Below are 20,815 nucleotides of genomic sequence, written 5' to 3'. Positions count from 1 at the left end.
AAATAGACGGCTTTTAAATGTTTTCTGCCGACCATTTAATGAAAGAAATGACCATTTAATGGATTTATTTTCTTTTTTTTAATCATTCCGGTAATTGCCGGCAGCAAAATTTCGATTTTGGCTTATCTTTGGGGTGTTATAAAACAAAAAACGATTACATGGAGCAACAAGCACCCTACAAATCCAAAAATAACATCCGGATTGTTACCGCAGCATCCTTATTTGACGGCCACGACGCAGCCATTAATATTATGCGCCGTATTATTCAGTCTACCGGTTGTGAGGTTATTCACCTGGGTCACGACCGTTCAGTAGAAGAGGTTGTGGATACGGCAATCCAGGAAGATGCTCAGGCTATTGCCATGACATCCTACCAGGGTGGACATACGGAATACTTCAAGTATATGTATGATTTGTTAAAGGAAAAAGGTGCGCCACATATCAAGATCTTTGGCGGTGGCGGAGGAACTATCCTGCTTTCCGAAATTGAAGAACTTCAGAATTACGGGATTACACGTTTGTACCATCCGGATGATGGGCGTGCTTTGGGATTGCAGGGGATGATCAACGATTTGGTTGAACGTTCCGATTACCCGGTCGGAAATGTTCTGAATGGTGAAATCAACCATTTGGCAGAAAAACACGTTCCTTCGATTGCCCGTTTGATATCAGCAGCAGAAAATTATCCCGAACTGGCAGCCCCCGTAATGGAACAGGTACACCAGATGGCGGCTAAAAATGATGTTCCCGTATTAGGGATTACCGGTACAGGCGGTGCAGGGAAGTCTTCTTTGGTAGATGAACTGGTGCGCCGGTTTTTAATGGATTTCACCGACAAACAAATTGCGGTGGTTTCTGTGGATCCGTCCAAACGTAAAACGGGGGGTGCATTGCTCGGAGACAGAATCCGGATGAATGCAATCAAAAACAGCCGTGTGTATATGCGCTCTTTGGCAACACGTCAATCCAATCTGGCCTTATCCAAGCACGTTGCTGAAGCCATTCAGATTTTAAAAGCAGCAAATTACGACTTGATTATCCTGGAAACTTCCGGGATCGGTCAATCGGATACGGAAATTTTAGATCACTCGGATGTTTCCCTGTATGTCATGACTCCGGAATACGGAGCAGCTACGCAGTTGGAGAAAATCGACATGCTGGACTTTGCAGATGTCATCGCATTGAATAAGTTCGATAAAAGAGGCGCCTTGGATGCGTTGAGAGATGTGCGTAAGCAATATCAGCGAAACCATAATTTATGGGATAAGAATGTAGATGAAATGCCTGTTTTCGGAACTATTGCTTCGCAGTTTAACGATCCGGGAATGAACACCCTGTATAAGGTGATCATGGATAAGGTGAAGGAAAAAACGAACGCTCCTTTGGATTCGAAATTCGAGATCACCAAGGAAATGTCTGAAAAAATCTTCGTTATTCCACCGGATAGAACGCGTTATTTATCTGAAATTTCAGAGAACAACCGCAATTTTGATAAATGGGTAAATAAACAGGTGGATGTAGCTGATAAGTTGTATGGTTTGCAGCGTTCCATCGAAACGATCCAGGCAAGTTCCATGGACGACAAAGATCGTTTGGTGAAAGGTGTTCAGGAAGCATTTGAAACCGTAAAGCGCGATTTAGATCCGCATAACTGGCAGCTTTTGGAAGCATGGGAAGCAAAAAAAGCTTCGTACGCTGCTCCTGAATTTATATTCAAAGTGCGTGATAAAGAATTGAGAATGGCTACGCATACCGAATCCTTGTCTCATACGCAGATTCCAAAAGTAGCACTTCCGAAATTCAAATCCTGGGGCGATATCCTGCGCTGGTCATTACAGGAAAATGTTCCCGGAGAATTCCCATACACTGCCGGATTGTTTCCATTCAAAAGAGAAGGAGAAGACCCGACCCGGATGTTTGCCGGTGAAGGTGGTCCGGAAAGAACGAACCGACGCTTCCATTATGTAAGTTTGGGAATGCCTGCAAAGCGTTTATCCACAGCATTTGATTCCGTGACTTTATACGGAAATGATCCTGATTTGAGACCCGATATTTACGGGAAAGTAGGGAATTCAGGTGTTTCGATCTGCTGTCTGGATGACGCCAAGAAATTGTATTCCGGATTTGATCTGTCACATCCTGCAACTTCCGTTTCCATGACCATCAACGGGCCCGCTCCAATGTTGCTGGGATTTTTTATGAATGCTGCCATTGATCAGAATTGTGAGAAATACATCAAGGCAAACGGACTGGAAAAGGAAGTAGAAGCGAAGATCGCTGCTATTTATAAGGCAAAAGGAGTTGAACGACCAAGTTACCAGGGGCCGCTTCCGGAAGGAAATGACGGATTGGGCTTGATGCTTTTGGGAGTTACCGGAGATCAGGTTCTTCCGGCAGATGTATACGCCGAAATCAAAACAGAAACCCTGAAGCAAGTCCGCGGGACTGTTCAGGCGGATATTTTAAAAGAAGACCAGGCTCAGAATACCTGTATTTTCTCAACCGAATTTGCCCTGCGTTTAATGGGGGATGTTCAGCAGTACTTTATTGAAAAGCAGGTACGGAATTTCTATTCGGTTTCCATTTCAGGATATCACATCGCGGAAGCGGGAGCGAATCCGATTACGCAGCTGGCATTTACGTTGGCTAACGGATTTACGTATGTTGAGTATTACCTGAGCCGCGGGATGGATATCAATGCATTCGGACCGAACCTGTCCTTCTTTTTCTCCAATGGAATTGATCCGGAATATGCCGTGATCGGTCGCGTTGCCAGAAGAATCTGGGCAAAAGCATTGGCTAAGAAATATGGGGCAAATCCACGTGCCCAAATGTTGAAATACCACATTCAAACTTCCGGGCGTTCATTGCATGCCCAGGAAATTGACTTTAATGATATCCGCACGACATTACAGGCTTTGTATGCGATTTACGACAACTGCAATTCCCTTCATACCAATGCATACGATGAAGCAATCACAACTCCGACGGAGGAATCTGTTCGCAGAGCAATGGCGATTCAGTTGATTATCAACCGCGAATTGGGATTGGCTAAAAACGAAAACCCGTTACAAGGTTCATTCATTATTGAAGAATTAACCGATTTGGTTGAAGAAGCAGTATTGTCCGAGTTTGATCGCATTACAGAACGCGGTGGAGTATTGGGAGCAATGGAAACGATGTACCAGCGTTCAAAAATCCAGGAAGAATCGCTGTACTATGAAACATTGAAGCACAATGGCGATTTCCCGATCATCGGTGTAAACACGTTCTTAAGTTCCAAAGGTTCGCCAACTGTGGAGCCGAAAGAGGTGATTCGTGCTTCCGAAGAAGAAAAACAGTATCAAATCACTATGCTGAAAAACCTGCAGGAGAGTCATAAAGATAAACTGGAAGGAATGCTGAACGAATTGCAACGCACAGCCATCCAAAACAAGAATATTTTCGAACAGCTCATGGAAGTGTGTAAATATGCCTCGTTAGGGCAGATCACAAAAGCGTTGTTCGAAGTCGGAGGACAATACAGACGAAACATGTAAGTGCGTTTATACGAACAGGATATCCCTTCTTTTACATAAGTAGAAGAGGGGATTTTTGTTTGATGAGCGTTTCTTTTACTGAAAAATAATCATTGACAGCACAATAATTTTACCCGAAACTGTCTTTTTTTGAACCTTTTCAACATTGGTTGAAAAAAAAAGAAGAAAAATCTCACGTGTTAAATTTCAGAACATCTTTGTTGTTTTTTATTATAATCATCCTTCTATTGATTATTTTATGAACTTGATCGATTATTTTTTTTGTTAAGAATACAAACAAAAAATTATTGAAATTTTAACATTATTGTTATAGTTTGTTTACAATTTATTTGGTTTAATTTTACCGTTAAGAACTAAATAACTTTATGAAACTACAACTAATCAAGGGAGCTCTCGCCCTTTTTCTACTGCAAATTTGTCCTCTCTCCATTGGGCAAACAGTCACTCAACAATTAACATCAGAAGAAATTGCCAATCGGGTGGCTTATGTCCACGGAAGCGATTTTGTGATGACTAATCCAACCCTGGTTACTGCATTGGGGAATGTAATGACCAATCGGATTGAATACGGTATCTCACCGCAAATGGAAAATGAGAAGTATCCTTTGCTTTCCTCTTTTCCGTTGATGGCAAAGGCAAATCCGACAATTCAAGGGGCTGATTTTGCCAACTTTAATCTAAGTACATTCAATCCTTTGGTGTACAATCTTGAATTCTTTTCGGATAAAATCCAGGTGATTCGTATTGATAATACGAACTATATCATGGTTGTTAAACCTATTGTAAGAAGCTAGCCATGAGAAAGAATTATAAAAACGGATCTAAATCTTTGATCAAAGCATTTGGACAATTGACTGTATTCATCGCACTGTTTGGTTTTAATGGGTGGTCGCAAAGTGATGGCTGTACAGGAGTTCCATCTCTTACAGTAGGAGCTTCCTGTTCAACAACGAATTTTTCATTACCCGGAAGCTTTTCAAATGGGGGCTTAGTAGTATCTAGTTGTAATGTAACAGACAGGGATGATGGTTGGTATTCGTTTACAGCGACGTCACCGATGACTCAAATTACAGCAACAGCAACCTTGGAAAGTCTGGTAGTGGCGGTGTGGACAAGTTGTGCCGGTGGAAGCCAGGTAGGTTGTGGGAATGCCTCATCTGGAGGAAGCGTGACTGTTACCGTTCCTACCACTTCAGGAACGACTTATTATATTCAGTTACATCGACAGTCCGGGAATGGGACTGCATCCATGAATGGTACGATTTGTTTAACAGCCTTAACCCCTCCTGCAAACGACAATTGCAATACAGCAACCACACTTACTCAATCTTCAAGTTGTGTTACAACCAACGGAACGGTTGCGGGTGCAACGAATTCCGGGATTGCTTCTTGCACCGGTACGGCAGATGATGATGTTTGGTACTCGTTTACTGCAACTAACACAACTGCAATTATTACACGGACAACTACCGGTTCTTGGGATTCGGGGATTGAAATTTTTGCAAGCACAGGAGCCGCTCCGGGTTCTTGTATCGGGGCCTCATTAGGTTGTCAGGATGCGGAAAGCAACTTTACCGTAAACGGTCTTACGGTTGGAATGCATTATTATGTGCGGGTATATTACTGGTACACCGGAGGAATCGCTTCGGGTGATTTCACCATCTGTATTACAGAACCACCTGCATTACCGTCCGGTTCCATTGTAATGCCGGCTTCAGGAAGTACAACTGCTTGTAGCGGGAATTTTTATGATAGCGGAGGACTGGCTGATTATGCAAATTCAGAATCACGTGTTTTTACTATTTGTCCGTCAACAGCCGGAGCGAAATTAAAATTGGTTTTTAGTGCTTTCCAGACTGAAGGAGTAGATTATTTGGAAGTTTTCGATGGAAATTCGGTTGCCGCACCATCGTTAGGAACTTTTTCGGGATCAACAAGTCCCGGAACAATACAGGCAACACCAAGTAATGCTTCGGGATGTCTGACATTCCGTTTTACTTCTGATGGCTCGGTAGTCTATCCGGGGTGGGTTGCGGCAATTTCGTGTGTCATACCTTGTCAATCGATTACCTCTAACTGGGTTAGTTCGAATGAAGCTCCAATGGGCGATGGTGTTATTCGTATTTGCCAGGGGCAGAGCATTAACCTGGTTGGAAGCGGTACATTCGGTACATCAGGAACAGGTGCAACTTATTCCTGGTCAATGGGAAATGGAGTTTCTGTCAGTGGAGCGAATATCAATTACACATACCCGGCCGTTGGAAGTTACCTGGCGAATCTAACGATCACGGATCCCAACGGGTGTACGAACACCAATTACATTAACCGGAATATCCAGGTTTCGACAACACCAACCATTGCAACTTCTGCAACGCCTGCGACGCTTTGTACCAATCAAACTTCTGCTTTGTCAGCGAATGTAACAATGACCCCCTATACCGTGAATTGTACACCGCCGGTTTCGGGAACTACTTTTTTACCGGACGGATCGGGTGCTTCTTATTCGACTTCCATAACAACCAATTGTTACAGTCCAAGTGCAACGGTTACTACTGCTACTGATATTACGAATATTTGTCTCAATATGGAGCATTCTTATTCGGGAGATTTATCCATGCAGATTATATGTCCCAATGGGCAAAGTGTGAGTTTGATCACTTACCCGTCCGGAACGGGATCTGCTAATTTAGGTACTCCATGGGCTACGTCTACGGTAGATGGAAGTTCGACAACAACCACACCTGGTGTCGGGGCGAATTACTGTTTTGCTACTGGAGGTACAGCCTGGGCTACGGGATATGCCTCGGGTGGTACGTTTGTAAGCGGAAACGGACCGGGGACTTATACCGATACGTATATGCCTGCAGGAACGTATGCACCTATGCAAAGTTTTGCCGGTTTGGTCGGGTGTCCGCTTAATGGGAGCTGGACAATCCAGGTGACGGATAACCTGGCTTCCGATAATGGATATATCTTTAACTGGGATATCAATTTCAATGCGGCTTTATTATCTGCCTCTTCGTTTACACCAACGATTGTTTCTCAGGGATGGGTAGCTGCGCCAACGCTTTCCAGTACGGGAAGCACAACCGCAAATGTGACTCCAACCAACCAGGGGACTCCTTGTTTTACGTATAGCGTAACTGATAATTTCGGATGTACCTACACACAGCCGCAATGTATTACCGTGAATTGCGGTACTTCCCTGCCGATCGGTTTGGTAAGTTTTGAAGCGACAGCTGTAAATAACCATTCCGTGAGATTAAACTGGGAAACGAGTTCGGAGCAAAACAATGATTACTTCGTGGTTGAAAGATCATTGAACGGGGAAGACGGTTGGAAACAGGTTGCTGTTGTGGATGGCGCGGGTAATTCGGAAACGCCGAAATATTATGCGGATGCGGATGATATGCCTTTAAGCGGAGTGTCTTATTACCGCTTGAAACAAGTTGATTTCAACGGCCAGGAACGCGTTCATGAAATGGAATCGGTATATATCGATGTTGCGGGAATGAGCGACCTGGTTATTTTCCCGAATCCGGCAACTGACCTGGTGACTTTGAAAGGGGATATTGTTTCGTTGAGCACATTTAAATTACTTAATTCGGTGGGACAGGATGTACGTATGAATGTGACTTCATATAAACAGGGAGATGGTTCTCTGGTCTTGGATATTTCTCCTCTAAGAGCGGGTGTGTATATGATTAAAAACGGTTCCAGGGTGTATTCTTTGGTGAAACAATAGATCGTTTTTCAGATAAAAAGCAATAGGGATGCAATTAATTGTATCCCTATTGTTTTAGATGCATGTTCGGAAAATTTGCTATTTTGTAATCAAATTAATGGAAAGATGAAAAACCTGGTTGGTGTTGTGATCGTTTTATCCCTGGTGGGCGGTATGGTTTCCTGTGGTGCTGAAGAACAAGAAGAAAAGGCCCCTGTCGGAGTAGACCAAAAGACCCCTGAATACAAAGCGTATGATTTGGTTCAAAATCTGCAGATAGTGAAAGATTTGAAAGCAAGTGCCGAAGCGAAGAATCAAACCATTTCACTTCAGTTAAGTAAAGATTTGTTGAACGGGAAAAATGGGTATTACTGGTTTCAGGTTGTTCAGCATGTGGGAACTGCAAAATTGGTTAAGATGAACGTAAAAGTGCGTGAAAATACCTTTAAAGTGACCATACTAGACGATGATAACGGAGCCGATCTGAGTCCGGAAGAGTACGAAGCAAAATATCCTGTGAAATAAGGTCTTAGATCCTGTCCAATACGTATTCGATCAATCCGTTCATTTCTTTTTCGTAACCTTTACTGAACTCCATGCGAGGCCGGTTTGCAATTCCCAGGCAAATGGTAATGCATTCATGGCCCATTGCTTTCCCCAGAGCAAAAAGGGCAGAGCTTTCCATTTCAAAATTCACCACCCGGTGATGATTGAATGCAAATTGCTCCAGTTTTTCGTTCACGTTTGAAGTTCTCGTTCCCAAACGCAATGACCTTCCTTGCGGAGCATAAAAACCGGAACTGGTTACCGTAATTCCTGTATGTACATTCTTGCCTTTCAGTTTCTTTGCCAATATGTCTGAGCCCGCGGAACAATAGGGAGTGATTTCATCCGGGAACCCGACAAAAGAGTCCAGGGCGCTTGCGATCGAACGTTCTTCCGGGCTAAAAGCAATCGGGTAGAAATGGGCTACATTGTCAATTCCAATAGCGTGACTCGATAAAATATAACTGTGAACATCAATGTCTGCCTGCAGAATTCCACATGTTCCGATACGAATTAAGTTCAAGGAAGTAAGTCCGGGACGATTTTCACGGTTTTCCAGGTCGATATTCACCAATGCATCCAATTCATTGATTACAATATCAATGTTATCCGTCCCGATTCCGGTAGAAAGAGCGGTTACCCGCTTGCCTTTATAGGTTCCTGTATGGCAGACAAACTCGCGGTGTTTGGATTGGTGTGTAATGTCATCAAAAAAGGAAGAAATGGCCGCAACGCGGTCCTGATCGCCGACAAGCAAAATGGTCGTGGCGATGTCTTTGGGAGAAATTCCCAAATGATAGACCATTCCTTTTGAGTCCAATACCAATTCTGACGCAGGGTACTTCATTTAATGGAGAATTGAAAATTTTAAAATGTAAAAGTTAATGAAAAATTGAGAAGTGAATTGTATGCATCTGCTTTGGTTTTTATATCGAAAGCAGTGCTTTCTCTTCTTTTCAATTCTTCTTTATTCCATTTTCAATTATTTTTTAACGCTTCCAAAGACTTTGGATAATAAATCGGTAACGCGTGCTGCCGGGTCTTTTCGGATTTTGTTTTCTTCTTTTTCCACCATTTGGAATAATCCTGAAATGGCTCTTTCGGTAACGTATTGGTTCAGATCAGGATTGATTTTTTCTCCGCCTGTCAGACTCATGGCACTGTTGTATTTCGTAATGATCGGATTCCAGTATTCCGTTAATTTTACTTTGGAAATGGCGTCTTTTACTTTCGGTGAAAATGCAGCTACCAATTTAGAAGTGGTATTGTCTTTGAGGAAACGTGTTGCAGCTCCGTCACCACCATTTAAAATACTGAACCCGTCAGAGATACTCATGTTCAGGATTGCATCTTTGAAAATCGGTAATGCTTCTTTTGTTGCTTCTTCAGCAGCTCTGTTCAATGTTGTTTCGAATTTTTCTACCTGGGAACCTAATCCCCAATCAATTGCTTTTTCCCGCACTTTTAAAGCATCCGGAGGAAACGGCAGGCGGATTGCATCGTTTTTCAGAAATCCGTCCGTTACGGAGGTTAAATTCACTGAATTTTGAATCCCGACAGTCAGTGCTTCTTTCAGGCCTGAAATAACTTCTGAATTGGTTAGGGCCGGAGTTGTATTTGTTCCGGTGTTTAAAGCCTCAGCAGCTTCTTTTACGGTTTCACACGCCTGTAAACCAATCATTATAGAGCCTAATGCCAAGATTCTTGTGAATTTTCTCATGGATAATTTTTTATGTTCAAACTTAAGAATAATTTTGTCTTAGCTCAAAAACAGTACCATGATTAATGTTGAAATAATTTCAATCGGAGATGAACTCCTGATTGGACAGACGATTAATACTAACGCTTCATGGATGGGGGCTCAATTGGCGGCTAACGGGATCAAGGTTTCTCATGTGGTTACCATCTCCGATACCTGGGAAGCAATTACAGGTGCTTTGGAGGAAGCGCATGCAAGAAATCAGGTTGTTTTAATCACCGGAGGGTTGGGGCCTACAAAAGACGATATTACGAAACAGGTCCTTTGTAAGTTCTTCGATACGAAACTGGTGTTGGATCAAAACGTTTTAAATCATGTAACTTCCTTTTTCACCAAACGGAACCGGCCGATGCTGGAAACAAATAAAATGCAGGCAATGGTTCCTGAAGCTTGTGAAGTATTGTTTAACGAGCAGGGAACAGCGCCAGGAATGTGGTTTGAAAAGGAAGATACGGTTTTTGTATCCATGCCGGGAGTTCCGTATGAAATGAAATTTCTCATGGAATCACATGTGATTCCTCGTTTGATAAAAAAATATCCTTTTAAGAAACTGGTACAGAAAACGTATCTTACCCAAGGGATCGGTGAATCGTTTTTGGCAGAAAAAATAAGTGGTTGGGAAAATCAATTGCGAAAAGAAGGATTGGACCTGGCCTACCTGCCTTCGCCCGGAATGGTAAAGTTGCGTATCAGTTCGGGGTCCGGGGACCGGGCTCGTGTTGCTTCATTTGGGGAAGAGCTGAAACAAATGATCCCACTTTATTTATATGGTGAGGAAGAAGAGACTTTGCCTGAAGTGGTGGGAAGGTTGTTGCTGACAAACGAAGAAACAGTTGGTACAGTAGAAAGCTGTACTGGAGGAAGTATTATGGCCGGTTTGACAAGTATTTCGGGATCTTCAGCTTACGTTTCAGGAGGGTTGATTACATACAGCAACGATTTGAAAATCAAATTAGCTCAGGTGAACCCGGAAACACTGGAAGATTTCGGGGCGGTGTCCGAAGAAACGGTTCTGGAGATGGCAGCAGGAGGGAAGAAGGAATTGAATGTCGACTGGTGTATTTCTGTTTCGGGAATTGCAGGACCACTTGGCGGGAGTGATGAGAAACCTGTGGGCACCGTTTGGATTGCAATTGACGGGCCGGAGCGAAAAGTCTCCCGGAAATTTCTGTTTGGTACGGATCGTCAAAGAACGGTGCAAATGACAGTGCTCACAGCCTTAAATATGTTGCGTTGCGAAATTTTAGGAATAAATATTGAAAAAAAGCAAGATTAATGTTGCTTAATTGTTGGAATTTGCTTTTCTTTGCACCCGCTTTTAGAATAAGGAAAAATAAAATACAATGTCACGAGTTTGTCAAATAACAGGAAAGTCGGTAATGGTCGGAAACAACGTTTCTCACTCAAACCGCAAAACAAAACGCAAGTTTTACCCGAACTTGTTAACTAAGAAGTTCTACGTGCCGGAAGACGATATGTATGTTACATTGAAGATTTCTGCGTCCGCTTTGAGAACGATTAATAAGAAAGGTATTTCTGCGTGTTTGAAAGAAGCACGTGAAAAAGGTTTTTTAAAGTAAAATCCGGATTCGGTCACGCAAGTGGTTCAATCATAAAGAATTAAGAAAATGGCTAAGAAAGCAAAAGGAAATAGAATCCAGGTTATTTTAGAGTGTACTGAACACAAAGAGTCTGGAATGGCGGGAACTTCCCGTTACATTACGATGAAAAATCGTAAGAACACTCCTGATCGTTTGGAAATTAAAAAATTCAACCCGATCTTGAAGCGTTACACCCTTCATAAAGAAATTAAGTAATTCGAAGCGAAAGCTTCTTTATAAAAATTAAGTCATGGCTAAGAAAGTAGTAGCATCCCTGCAAAAAGGTGGAGGAAAAGAGCATACGAAAGTAATCAAGATGGTTAAGTCTGATAAAGGTTCTTTTACATTCAAAGAAGAGATTGTACACAACGATAAAGTAAAAGAGTGGTTCAGCAAGTAACCACATTCTTAAAGTTGTAAACTCGATATTGTTTTAGAAACCTCTCCGTCATTGCGGAGGGGTTTTTTTATGTATTTTTGAAATTATGGCATTATTTGGTTGGTTTTCGAAGGAAAACAAAGAAACACTTGATAAAGGACTCGAAAAAACAAAAGAAAGTTTTTTTGGTAAGTTAACGCGTTCACTGGTAGGTAAATCAAGAGTTGATGAAGAAGTACTGGATGAATTGGAAGAAATTTTAATTAGTTCCGATGTGGGTGTGAATACAACCCTGAAGATTATTGATCGGATCAACGAACGGGTTTCCAGGGACAAATATGTCGGTACGGATGAACTAAACAAAGTACTCAAAGAAGAAATTGCGGCTTTATTGTCTGAAAATGACAGCAATGGACCGACCGAATACCATATTCCGGAGCATAACGGGAATCCACATGTAATCATGGTTGTTGGTGTCAATGGGGTAGGTAAGACAACTTCAATCGGAAAGTTGGCAAATCAATTTAAAAAAGCCGGTAAAAAAGTGGTTTTGGGAGCGGCAGATACGTTCCGTGCCGCTGCTGTAGACCAATTGATTATTTGGTCAGAACGAGTGGGCGTTCCGATCGTTCAGCAGGGAATGGGGGCAGACCCTGCTTCTGTTGCTTTTGATGCATTGAGTTCTGCAAAAGCCCAGGGAGCCGATGTGGTTATTATCGATACGGCCGGAAGGTTGCACAATAAGGTGAATCTGATGAATGAACTTTCCAAGATCAAGCGTGTAATGGAGAAAGTTGTTCCTGATGCCCCGCACGAAATTTTATTGGTATTGGACGGGTCTACCGGTCAGAATGCATTCGAACAAGCCAAACAATTTGCTTTGGCAACTTCCTTAACAGGTTTGATCATTACAAAACTTGACGGTACAGCAAAAGGTGGTGTGGTGATCGGTATTTCGGATCAAATGAGTATTCCTGTCAGATTTATTGGAGTTGGTGAAGGTATTGAAGACCTGCAGGTTTTCCATAAAGAAGAATTTGTTGCTTCTATTTTTGGAGAATAGACAGAAAAATCAATTGACTAAATTGAAAATCTGGTAATTATATAACTAAATTTATAATTTTAGATGGTAAATTCGTGTTATAATAGTGACATGAATTCAAAACCATTTAATAAGACCTATGCAATAGTCGCATATTGTACGCTGATCGGCTGGATTGTTTCGCTCATCCGGGTTTCGTCTCTTACAGGGGAAGAACGCAGTTTCACGGCATTTCATCTGCGACAAATGCTCATCCTAATGTTGTTCGGATCAGCAGTCAGTATTGTTAATACCGTCTTATTTTTCCTTCCTTATTTCGGATTTATTGTCATTAATATCCTATCCTTCATGCTTTTTATTTGCTGGCTGCTTGGCTTAATTGCTTCCGTCCGGGGAAAGCAAACAGGTGTTTCATTTGTCATACGGGCAGCGGAAAATATGTTGGGTGATATGTTTGAATAAATTTAAACGATGTTAATAATTATTTGTTAAAATATAAACTCGTTAAGTTTCAGGTTAAGTTTTTTTAGTAACATTGGCTTGCTAAAACTAGAATTGAGTGCTCTAAATCAATTATTTCCGAACAGGATGAGGAGCACTCGTTCGAAAATGAAAAAACTGCTTTTATGAAAACTAACGGAGTAAAACTACGTGCCCTCTTCGCATGTTTGTTTTTTTCGGTGCTCTCGAATGGGGTATTCGCTCAAACAAACGGAGTCGTTCGGTGCTACACGGATGAAAATGATGCAATTCTGCGCGCCAATCACCCGGAATTGGAATCAGCACAACAATTTGAACAATGGATACAGTCTGAAATGGCGGCCAATTTGGCTGCTGGAAAAATTATCGGCGGTGTTTACCAAATTCCAGTGGTCGTTCATGTAATCCATAGCGGAACAGCAATCGGTTCCGGGGCCAATGTATCTTATGCTGCAATTCAATCACAAATCGACGTACTCAATGAAGATTTTAGACGGATATTCGGTTCAAATGGTTGGAATACGAACCCGGTTGGTGCAGATACACAAATTGAATTTTGTCTGGCCAGAAGAAGACCGGACGGTTCGGCTTTCCCTTTCAATGGTGCGCAGCAGGAACATGGTGTAAATAGGATTTTATTGTCAACAATAAACACCGCTATGGGAACTTCGGTTACGGCACCTGTATCGCAGACTAATGTGGAGAATGTTATAAAGGCATATACTTATAACGGAAACACTCCTACTGCCACTCGAGGTTGGGATCCGGCTAAATATATGAATATTTGGTTGTGTGATCTCGGAAACGGTTTGTTGGGATATGCTCAGTTTCCTCAATCTCCATTGGGAGGAATGGGCTGTTCTTCACCGGTTAACGGAACGGATGGAGTGGTTTTCCTTTACAGCTCCATTGGTAAAAGTTCCGTAACGGGCTTTCCTGGTCCTTACAACGAAGGAAGAACTGCAACACATGAAATCGGTCATTGGCTGGGATTGCGCCACATTTGGGGTGACGGCGGGTGTTCGGTAGATGATTATTGTAATGATACCCCCTTAGCGGCGGCGGCAAATTTCGGCTGTCCGACAATCAACAGTTGTACCAATGCACCGGATCCCGGAAATGATATGGTAGAGAACTACATGGATTACACCGATGACGCATGTATGAATGTCTTTACAAACGATCAGAAACAACGTATGCGGGCAGTATTGGAAGGTTCTCCCTTGCGTTTGTCGCTCATTAATTCGGATGCCTGTACACCTCCAAATCCAAGTGACGCTTCGATAACAGATGTTTTTGCACCCTTGGGAGACAATTGTGCTGGAGCAATTACACCTAGCGTTCAATTAAAGAACCGGGGATCAAATAACCTGACATCGGCAACAATTTCCTATAAAATTGACAATGGAACGCCGGTTACTTTCAGCTGGACAGGAAACCTTACTCCGAACTCAACTGCAACCGTTGCATTACCTGCATTTACTGCGCCTCTGGGGAATCACACGTTTATAGCCTATTCTACGCTTCCCAACGGAATCACAGATCCTTATGCCGTTTACGATACTTCTGGAATTGATTTTGCAGTTTCGAACGGAATTATGCCGAATTATACTCAGGATTTCGAAGGTCAGTCCTTTCCCCCGGATGTGAGATGGCGGGTGGACAACGTGAATGGTGATTGTTTCAAATGGTCACCTGCTTCGGGAATTTCTTCAACGGGAACATTTACAAACAACATTGCGCAGGTTCCGTGTTACGGAAACAGCTCTTCATCCAATGAAGATTTGTATACTCCTGTTTTCTTATTACCGTGTAATGCAACTGCTGCGACATTAAAGTTCGATGTAGCTTACCGCAAGAGAACATCCACATCGAATGATCAGCTGATTGTCCAGATTTCAACAGACTGTGGTGCTACCTGGTCGAATGTATACAGTAAATCGGGAAATGTAAGTCCATTCCTGTATCAAACCGCAGCTACGGTATCAGCTGAATATTTTCCGACAGCTGCTGCTGACTGGAGAACAGAGACGATCAGTTTGATGTCCTATGTGGCGGCAACATCGAAAAACATCCGCTTCCGGTTCAGAGGAGTTTCGGCAAATGGAAACAACATTTTTATTGACAATGTTAAGTTTGAAGGGACAACCCCGGGAGAAATTAATGTAGACGTGGCAAGCACGGATGTATTGGACGGAGGTTATTATACGTATGCAAATACCCTCTCGGGAGGATCAACGACTGCAACTTTTAACATTACCAATACCGGAACAACGAATTTAACCTTGACCAATCCAATTACGGTGACAGGAACAGGTTTTGCACTGGGAACAGGTTTCGGGACAACAACAGTTACACCTGGCTCAACAACCACCTTTACGGTTGTATTCTCCCCGAATGCGGCAGGAAATTTTACAGGAAATGTATCGTTTGGCACAAATGACTGCGACGAAGGAACTTACAATTTTGTATTGAACGGTTTGGGGATTGTTACTCCGCCTGTAGCAGATTTTTCTGCAGCTCAAACCACTATTTGTCAGGGGTCATCGGTTACCTTTACCAATTTGTCTACTTACGCAAACTCTTATGCATGGACTTTTACAGGTGGAACACCCGGTACATCTACAGCAACCAATCCTACTGTTACCTATAATACAGCCGGAACGTATGCTGTAACGCTTGTAGCAACGAATGCAAACGGATCAGATACGGAAACAAAAACAGGTTATATAACTGTTGTAGCTTCAACAGCAACCGCACTGCCTTTAAATGAAGGCTTTACGACAACGCCTTTCGTTCCAACCGGTTGGTCTCTAATTAACAACAATGCTTCTCCCACATCTTGGGCAAGATCAACAACGGTTGGTAATGCACCTACAGCTGGTAACTCTATGTGGTTTAATAATTTCGCATATAACGATTCGGATGATGATGTTGTTCGCTTGAAAACACTTACTTTCTCCGGTCTTTCATCTGCACAAATGACTTTTGATGTCGCATATGCTCCATACGATGCAGCAAATTTTGATGGTCTGGAAGTATTGGTTTCTACAAACTGCGGAAGTTCATTTACTTCGGTTTATTCGAAATCAAATACTACACTGGCAACGGCATCTGCAATCACAACGGCATTTGTTCCCTCAACAGGACAGTGGAGGACAGAAACGGTTGACCTGACGCCATACATCGGTCAGGCGAACGTGATCATTGCATTCAAAAACTTATCCGGTTATGGAAATAACCTGTATGTGGATAATATCAATGTAACGGGAGTTGTTGCTTCGACTCCTCCGACTCCAAGTTTTTCAACAGCTTCCAGTGCGGTTTGTGCCGGACAAAGTATTACTTATACGAATACTTCGACCGGTTCTCCTACGTCATATTCCTGGTCTTTCCCGGGTGGGACTCCGAGCACTTCTACCGCAGCAAATCCTACGGTTACTTATTCAACAGCCGGAACTTACAACGTGGTATTAACGGCTACTAATGGTTCCGGATCGAATACGGTCACGATGACAAATTATGTAACGGTAAATGCGGTTCCGGCAGCTCCAACGATTACTGCTGGTGGGGCAACGACTTTCTGTTCCGGAGGCTCGGTAACGCTGACTTCCAGTTCCGGGAATTCTTATTTGTGGTCGACCGGTGCGACATCACAATCCATTACGGCAACAACAGCCGGAACATATACGGTTCAGGTTACAAATGCTTCGGGCTGTCAAAGTGCGGCCAGTGCAACCACAACAATTACGGTTAATCCGACACCAAGTACACCGACGATTACTGCTGGTGGGGCAACGACTTTCTGTTCCGGAGGCTCGGTAACGCTGACTTCCAGTTCCGGGAATTCTTATTTGTGGTCGACCGGTGCGACATCGCAATCCATTACGGCAACAACAGCCGGAACATATACGGTTCAGGTTACGAATGCTTCGGGCTGCCAAAGTGCGGCGAGTGCAACTACAACAATTACGGTTAATCCGACACCAAGTACACCGACGATTACTGCTGGTGGGGCAACGACTTTCTGTCCGGGAGGCTCGGTAACGCTGACTTCCAGTTCCGGGAATTCTTATTTGTGGTCGACCGGTGCGACATCACAATCCATTACGGCAACAACAGCCGGAACATATACGGTTCAGGTTACAAATGCTTCGGGCTGTCAAAGTGCAGCGAGTGCAGGAACGACTATTACGGTTAATCCAACTCCTGCTGCACCGACGATTACTGCTGGTGGGGCAACGACTTTCTGTTCGGGAGGCTCGGTAACGCTGACTTCCAGTTCCGGGAATTCTTATTTGTGGTCGACCGGTGCGACATCACAATCCATTACGGCAACAACAGCCGGAACATATACGGTTCAGGTTACGAATGCTTCGGGTTGTCAAAGTGCGGCCAGTGCAACTACAACAATTACGGTTAATCCGACACCAAGTACACCGACGATTACTGCTGGTGGGGCAACGACTTTTTGTTCCGGAGGCTCGGTGACGCTGACTTCCAGTTCCGGGAATTCTTATTTGTGGTCGACCGGTGCGACAACGCAATCCATTACGGCAACCACTGCCGGAACATATACGGTTCAGGTTACGAATGCTTCGGGTTGTCAAAGTGCGGCGAGTGCAACCACAACGGTTACGGTTAATCCGACTCCTGCTGCACCAACGATTACTGCTGGTGGGGCAACAACATTCTGTCCGGGAGGTTCGGTGACGCTGACTTCCAGTTCCGGGAATTCTTATTTGTGGTCGACCGGTGCGACATCACAATCCATTACGGCAACAACAGCCGGAACATATATGGTTCAGGTTACAAATGCTTCGGGTTGTCAAAGTGCGGCGAGTGCAACCACAACGGTTACGGTTAATCCGACTCCTGCTGCACCGACGATTACTGCTAGTGGGGCAACAACATTCTGTCCGGGAGGTTCGGTGACGCTGACTTCCAGTTCCGGGAATTCTTATTTGTGGTCGACCGGTGCGACATCACAATCCATTACGGCAACAACAGCCGGAACATATACGGTTCAGGTTACAAATGCTTCGGGCTGTCAAAGTGCAGCGAGTGCAGGAACGACTATTACGGTTAATCCAACTCCTGCTGCACCGACGATTACTGCTGGTGGGGCAACGACTTTCTGTTCGGGAGGTTCGGTAACGCTGACTTCCAGTTCCGGGAATTCTTATTTGTGGTCGACCGGTGCGACAACGCAATCCATTACGGCAACCACTGCCGGAACATATACGGTTCAGGTTACGAATGCTTCGGGTTGTCAAAGTGCGGCGAGTGCAACCACAACGGTTACGGTTAATCCAACTCCTGCTATTACTTTGGGAACACTTACAAATCCAAGTGCGTGTGCTTCAGCTACAGGTTCTATTGATGTAAACGGAACGGGGTCCGGTTCTGTTTCCTGGTCAGGAACTGCTTCAGGAACAGCTTCGGTAGCTTCCCTGCCGACGACTATTCCGAACCTGGCCGCAGGATCTTATACAATCGTTCTGACAAGTGGAGCCGGTTGCGTATCGAATAGTATTACAGGAAGCTTAACGGATCCTGGATCACCGACACCGCCGGTAATTACTCCAAGCTCAACAATCTTGTGTCCGGGAGGGGCGGTAACTTTAACTTCTTCGTATGCTTCAGGAAACACCTGGTCAACTGCATCAACAGCATCCAGTATTTCTGTTACTGTTGCTGGAACGTATACGGTACAGGTAACGAATGCCGGATGTACTTCTACTTCCAGTCCGATAACCATTACTGATGCGGCACCATTTAGTGTAAATGCAGGAAGCGATGTTGCTGTTTGTTCAGGTGGTTCTGTTACCTTGACTGGAGCATCAACAGGTTCTCCGACTTTAGTATGGGATAACAGCGTCCAGGATGGGGTTTCTTTCGTTCCTGCAAGCACAACAACTTATACACTGACAGGGACTGATGGAAACGGATGTCAGCAGACGGACCAGGTTACGGTTACTGTTAATGCGAATCCAACAGTCGGATTGGCAGACTTAGGACAGGTTTGTACCTATAATCCGGCATTTGTTCTGACAGGTGGATCTCCTTCGGGAGGAACTTATTCGGGAACCGGAGTTTCATCCGGAAGTTTTGACCCGGCTGTAAGTGGTGCAGGAAGCTTCCCGATCACTTATACATACTCGGATGCGAATGGCTGCTCAGGAACAGCTCAAAGTACCATTGTGGTAGATCCGTGTTTATCAGTCAGTGAGAATGAAAAATGGAATATGTCCATTTATCCGAACCCATCAGTTGGCAAAATCGAGATCTTGTCTGACGTACCTTATTCCAACCTGAAAATGGTGGATGCACAAGGGAAATTAATTTTCGATATGGAAATTGATCAGTTTGAATCAGTAAAAGTACTTGATCTCTCATCTTATGCAAACGGACATTATACCTTACAGGTGTCAGGTGAATTCGGTAAAAAATATCACCAGCTTGTGATCAGTAAATAATTTAATTCAGGGAACAAAATGAAGGGAGCCAAGGTTATTTGGCTCCTTTTTTATTTCGTGCACTTAGATTATATGGATATCAGGTTCGTCAATATCTGAGATCGTTACTGGAAAGTCTATAAAATTTGCTTCCTATTTGAATGGGATTGTATCAGATTAATACTGTCTTGTCGGACTACACTTTTTCTTCTTAACTTTGATGTAAAGATTAATCAGGCATGCAAAAACTAAAGATCAACGGTCATGGACACATTTTACCGGAACCATCGGAAATCCCGAAGTTCATGCGTGAGAAAAAGTTGTTTTGGATAGATGATGACAAAAAATTCATGAGACAGGATGATTGGGCCCGGCCGATTACCGATCCGAGTTTCTTTTTTGATGAGAAAATAGAGTGGATGGAAAGACACAATATCGATCATGGTGTGATGCTGAATCTGTCGCAGGTGTATTGTAACGGATGGTCTAGGCAAGATGCATTCGATGCAATCCGTTGGCAAAATGATTTCAATGCAAGTGTCCAGGAACGCCGCCCCGATAAATTTACAAGCGGTTTTGTGGTACAGCCACTTTATATGGAAGATGCTTTAAATGAGATCCGGCGTTGCGTAGAAGGTCTGAATATGAATTTGTTGTGCCTTCCGACCCACTTTTTAAACAAAGACAACGAATGGCTTTCAGTAGTAGACGATTCGACTTTACCCTTGTTTGACCTGGCAAATGAATACAAACTGGCGATCGAAATTCATCCCTATGACGGGGAAAAGATGGTTGCTTTAAAAGATATGTACTGGCGTTTTCACTTGGTTTGGATGATGGCCCAAACTGCAGATACCTTGCACATGTATGCACTCAAAGACTTTGTCAATAAATACCCGGATATCCGCACGTGTTTTGCTCATGGGTGTATGCTGGGACAGGCAAATTACGGAAGAAGATTACAGGGATTTGACGGAAGACCGGACCTGTTTACCGAAACCAGGGACCCGAGGGCAAGCTTAGGTCATCCGAACTTGTTTTTTGACACCCTGGTACACGATTCCTATACCTTGCAATTACTCAAAATCCGGGTAGGCTCGTCCCAGATTGTTTCCGGGTTGGATGATCCGTACCCATTAGGTGAAATGGAAGGTGTAGCGAACTCCTATCCCGGAAGGGTGATTGACTTTGCGGTTGAAGTCGGGATTTTGGATCAAAAAGAATCGGATGCGATCTGGTATGACAATGTGTTGCGTTGGCTTGGAAAGACTTCAATTTAAGAGAAAA

At 43.6% G+C, this 20,815-nt stretch carries 14 protein-coding genes; 12 read left to right on the top strand and 2 right to left on the bottom strand.

Going from position 1 to position 20,815, the window contains the following annotated elements; genetic code table 11:
• The first annotated feature begins 158 nt into the window (after nucleotides 1-158).
• From FO442_RS12160 to FO442_RS12145, 4 genes are all read left to right on the top strand, one after another.
• The gene (locus tag FO442_RS12160) at nucleotides 159-3,539 is read left to right on the top strand and encodes a methylmalonyl-CoA mutase family protein (protein WP_144333466.1); all 3,381 of its coding nucleotides are present in this window, start codon (nucleotides 159-161) and stop codon (nucleotides 3,537-3,539) included.
• Nucleotides 3,540-3,904: 365 nt separating this feature from the next.
• Nucleotides 3,905-4,333 (top strand): hypothetical protein, encoded by a 429-nt coding sequence (locus FO442_RS12155; protein ID WP_144333465.1) that lies wholly within the window; start codon nucleotides 3,905-3,907, stop codon nucleotides 4,331-4,333.
• A 2-nt stretch (nucleotides 4,334-4,335) separates the two neighbouring features.
• Nucleotides 4,336-7,284, top strand: a complete 2,949-nt coding sequence (locus FO442_RS12150; RefSeq protein ID WP_144333464.1) for a PKD domain-containing protein — start codon at nucleotides 4,336-4,338, stop codon at nucleotides 7,282-7,284.
• A 105-nt stretch (nucleotides 7,285-7,389) separates the two neighbouring features.
• Complete coding sequence (locus FO442_RS12145) at nucleotides 7,390-7,788, top strand: hypothetical protein (RefSeq protein WP_144333463.1); 399 nt, start codon at nucleotides 7,390-7,392, stop codon at nucleotides 7,786-7,788.
• 4 nt (nucleotides 7,789-7,792) lie between these two features.
• On the opposite strand, the gene FO442_RS12140 is transcribed toward FO442_RS12145, so the two are convergent.
• Nucleotides 7,793-8,656, bottom strand: a complete 864-nt coding sequence (locus FO442_RS12140; RefSeq protein WP_144333462.1) for a nucleoside phosphorylase — start codon at nucleotides 8,654-8,656, stop codon at nucleotides 7,793-7,795.
• A 135-nt stretch (nucleotides 8,657-8,791) separates the two neighbouring features.
• A complete protein-coding gene (locus FO442_RS12135) occupies nucleotides 8,792-9,529 on the bottom strand; it encodes a DUF4197 domain-containing protein (RefSeq protein ID WP_144333461.1) in 738 nt (245 codons plus the stop codon).
• A 58-nt stretch (nucleotides 9,530-9,587) separates the two neighbouring features.
• On the opposite strand from FO442_RS12135, the gene FO442_RS12130 reads away from it, so the two are divergent.
• The 8 genes from FO442_RS12130 (at nucleotide 9,588) to FO442_RS12095 (ending at nucleotide 20,808) form a co-directional block, all read left to right on the top strand.
• Entirely contained in the window at nucleotides 9,588-10,844 is a 1,257-nt protein-coding gene (locus tag FO442_RS12130; protein WP_246073848.1) for a competence/damage-inducible protein A, read from the top strand.
• A 67-nt stretch (nucleotides 10,845-10,911) separates the two neighbouring features.
• On the top strand, nucleotides 10,912-11,148 hold the full coding sequence (rpmB, locus tag FO442_RS12125) for a 50S ribosomal protein L28 (RefSeq protein WP_144333460.1): 237 nt from the start codon (nucleotides 10,912-10,914) through the stop codon (nucleotides 11,146-11,148).
• 48 nt (nucleotides 11,149-11,196) lie between these two features.
• Nucleotides 11,197-11,385 carry a 50S ribosomal protein L33 gene (gene rpmG / locus FO442_RS12120; RefSeq protein ID WP_144333459.1) on the top strand — a complete coding sequence of 63 codons (189 nt, stop codon included), beginning with the start codon at nucleotides 11,197-11,199 and terminating at the stop codon, nucleotides 11,383-11,385.
• Between the two features lie 34 nt (nucleotides 11,386-11,419).
• Complete coding sequence (locus FO442_RS12115; RefSeq protein ID WP_144333458.1) at nucleotides 11,420-11,569, top strand: DUF4295 domain-containing protein; 150 nt, start codon at nucleotides 11,420-11,422, stop codon at nucleotides 11,567-11,569.
• Between the two features lie 85 nt (nucleotides 11,570-11,654).
• Nucleotides 11,655-12,611 carry a signal recognition particle-docking protein FtsY gene (gene ftsY / locus FO442_RS12110; RefSeq protein ID WP_144333457.1) on the top strand — a complete coding sequence of 319 codons (957 nt, stop codon included), beginning with the start codon at nucleotides 11,655-11,657 and terminating at the stop codon, nucleotides 12,609-12,611.
• A 90-nt stretch (nucleotides 12,612-12,701) separates the two neighbouring features.
• Complete coding sequence (locus tag FO442_RS12105; protein WP_144333456.1) at nucleotides 12,702-13,052, top strand: hypothetical protein; 351 nt, start codon at nucleotides 12,702-12,704, stop codon at nucleotides 13,050-13,052.
• 164 nt (nucleotides 13,053-13,216) lie between these two features.
• Entirely contained in the window at nucleotides 13,217-19,549 is a 6,333-nt protein-coding gene (locus FO442_RS12100; protein ID WP_144333455.1) for a PKD domain-containing protein, read from the top strand.
• Between the two features lie 218 nt (nucleotides 19,550-19,767).
• Entirely contained in the window at nucleotides 19,768-20,808 is a 1,041-nt protein-coding gene (locus FO442_RS12095) for an amidohydrolase family protein (RefSeq protein WP_144333454.1), read from the top strand.
• Nucleotides 20,809-20,815 lie beyond the last annotated feature (7 nt).

Origin of the sequence: Fluviicola chungangensis, from assembly GCF_007558725.1 — a bacterium.
Classification (GTDB): Bacteria; Bacteroidota; Bacteroidia; order Flavobacteriales_D; family Crocinitomicaceae; genus Fluviicola; species Fluviicola chungangensis.
The sequence above is the reverse complement of the archived record's forward strand: the minus strand, read 5'-3'. Positions and strand labels throughout refer to the sequence as shown.

Coding starts and splice junctions, on each gene's coding strand:
- FO442_RS12160 (WP_144333466.1), top strand. CDS start 159: ATGGAGCAACAAGCACCCTACAAATCCAAAAATAACATCCGGATTGTT.
- FO442_RS12155 (WP_144333465.1), top strand. CDS start 3,905: ATGAAACTACAACTAATCAAGGGAGCTCTCGCCCTTTTTCTACTGCAA.
- FO442_RS12150 (WP_144333464.1), top strand. CDS start 4,336: ATGAGAAAGAATTATAAAAACGGATCTAAATCTTTGATCAAAGCATTT.
- FO442_RS12145 (WP_144333463.1), top strand. CDS start 7,390: ATGAAAAACCTGGTTGGTGTTGTGATCGTTTTATCCCTGGTGGGCGGT.
- FO442_RS12140 (WP_144333462.1), bottom strand. CDS start 8,656: ATGAAGTACCCTGCGTCAGAATTGGTATTGGACTCAAAAGGAATGGTC.
- FO442_RS12135 (WP_144333461.1), bottom strand. CDS start 9,529: ATGAGAAAATTCACAAGAATCTTGGCATTAGGCTCTATAATGATTGGT.
- FO442_RS12130 (WP_246073848.1), top strand. CDS start 9,588: ATGATTAATGTTGAAATAATTTCAATCGGAGATGAACTCCTGATTGGA.
- rpmB (WP_144333460.1), top strand. CDS start 10,912: ATGTCACGAGTTTGTCAAATAACAGGAAAGTCGGTAATGGTCGGAAAC.
- rpmG (WP_144333459.1), top strand. CDS start 11,197: ATGGCTAAGAAAGCAAAAGGAAATAGAATCCAGGTTATTTTAGAGTGT.
- FO442_RS12115 (WP_144333458.1), top strand. CDS start 11,420: ATGGCTAAGAAAGTAGTAGCATCCCTGCAAAAAGGTGGAGGAAAAGAG.
- ftsY (WP_144333457.1), top strand. CDS start 11,655: ATGGCATTATTTGGTTGGTTTTCGAAGGAAAACAAAGAAACACTTGAT.
- FO442_RS12105 (WP_144333456.1), top strand. CDS start 12,702: ATGAATTCAAAACCATTTAATAAGACCTATGCAATAGTCGCATATTGT.
- FO442_RS12100 (WP_144333455.1), top strand. CDS start 13,217: ATGAAAACTAACGGAGTAAAACTACGTGCCCTCTTCGCATGTTTGTTT.
- FO442_RS12095 (WP_144333454.1), top strand. CDS start 19,768: ATGCAAAAACTAAAGATCAACGGTCATGGACACATTTTACCGGAACCA.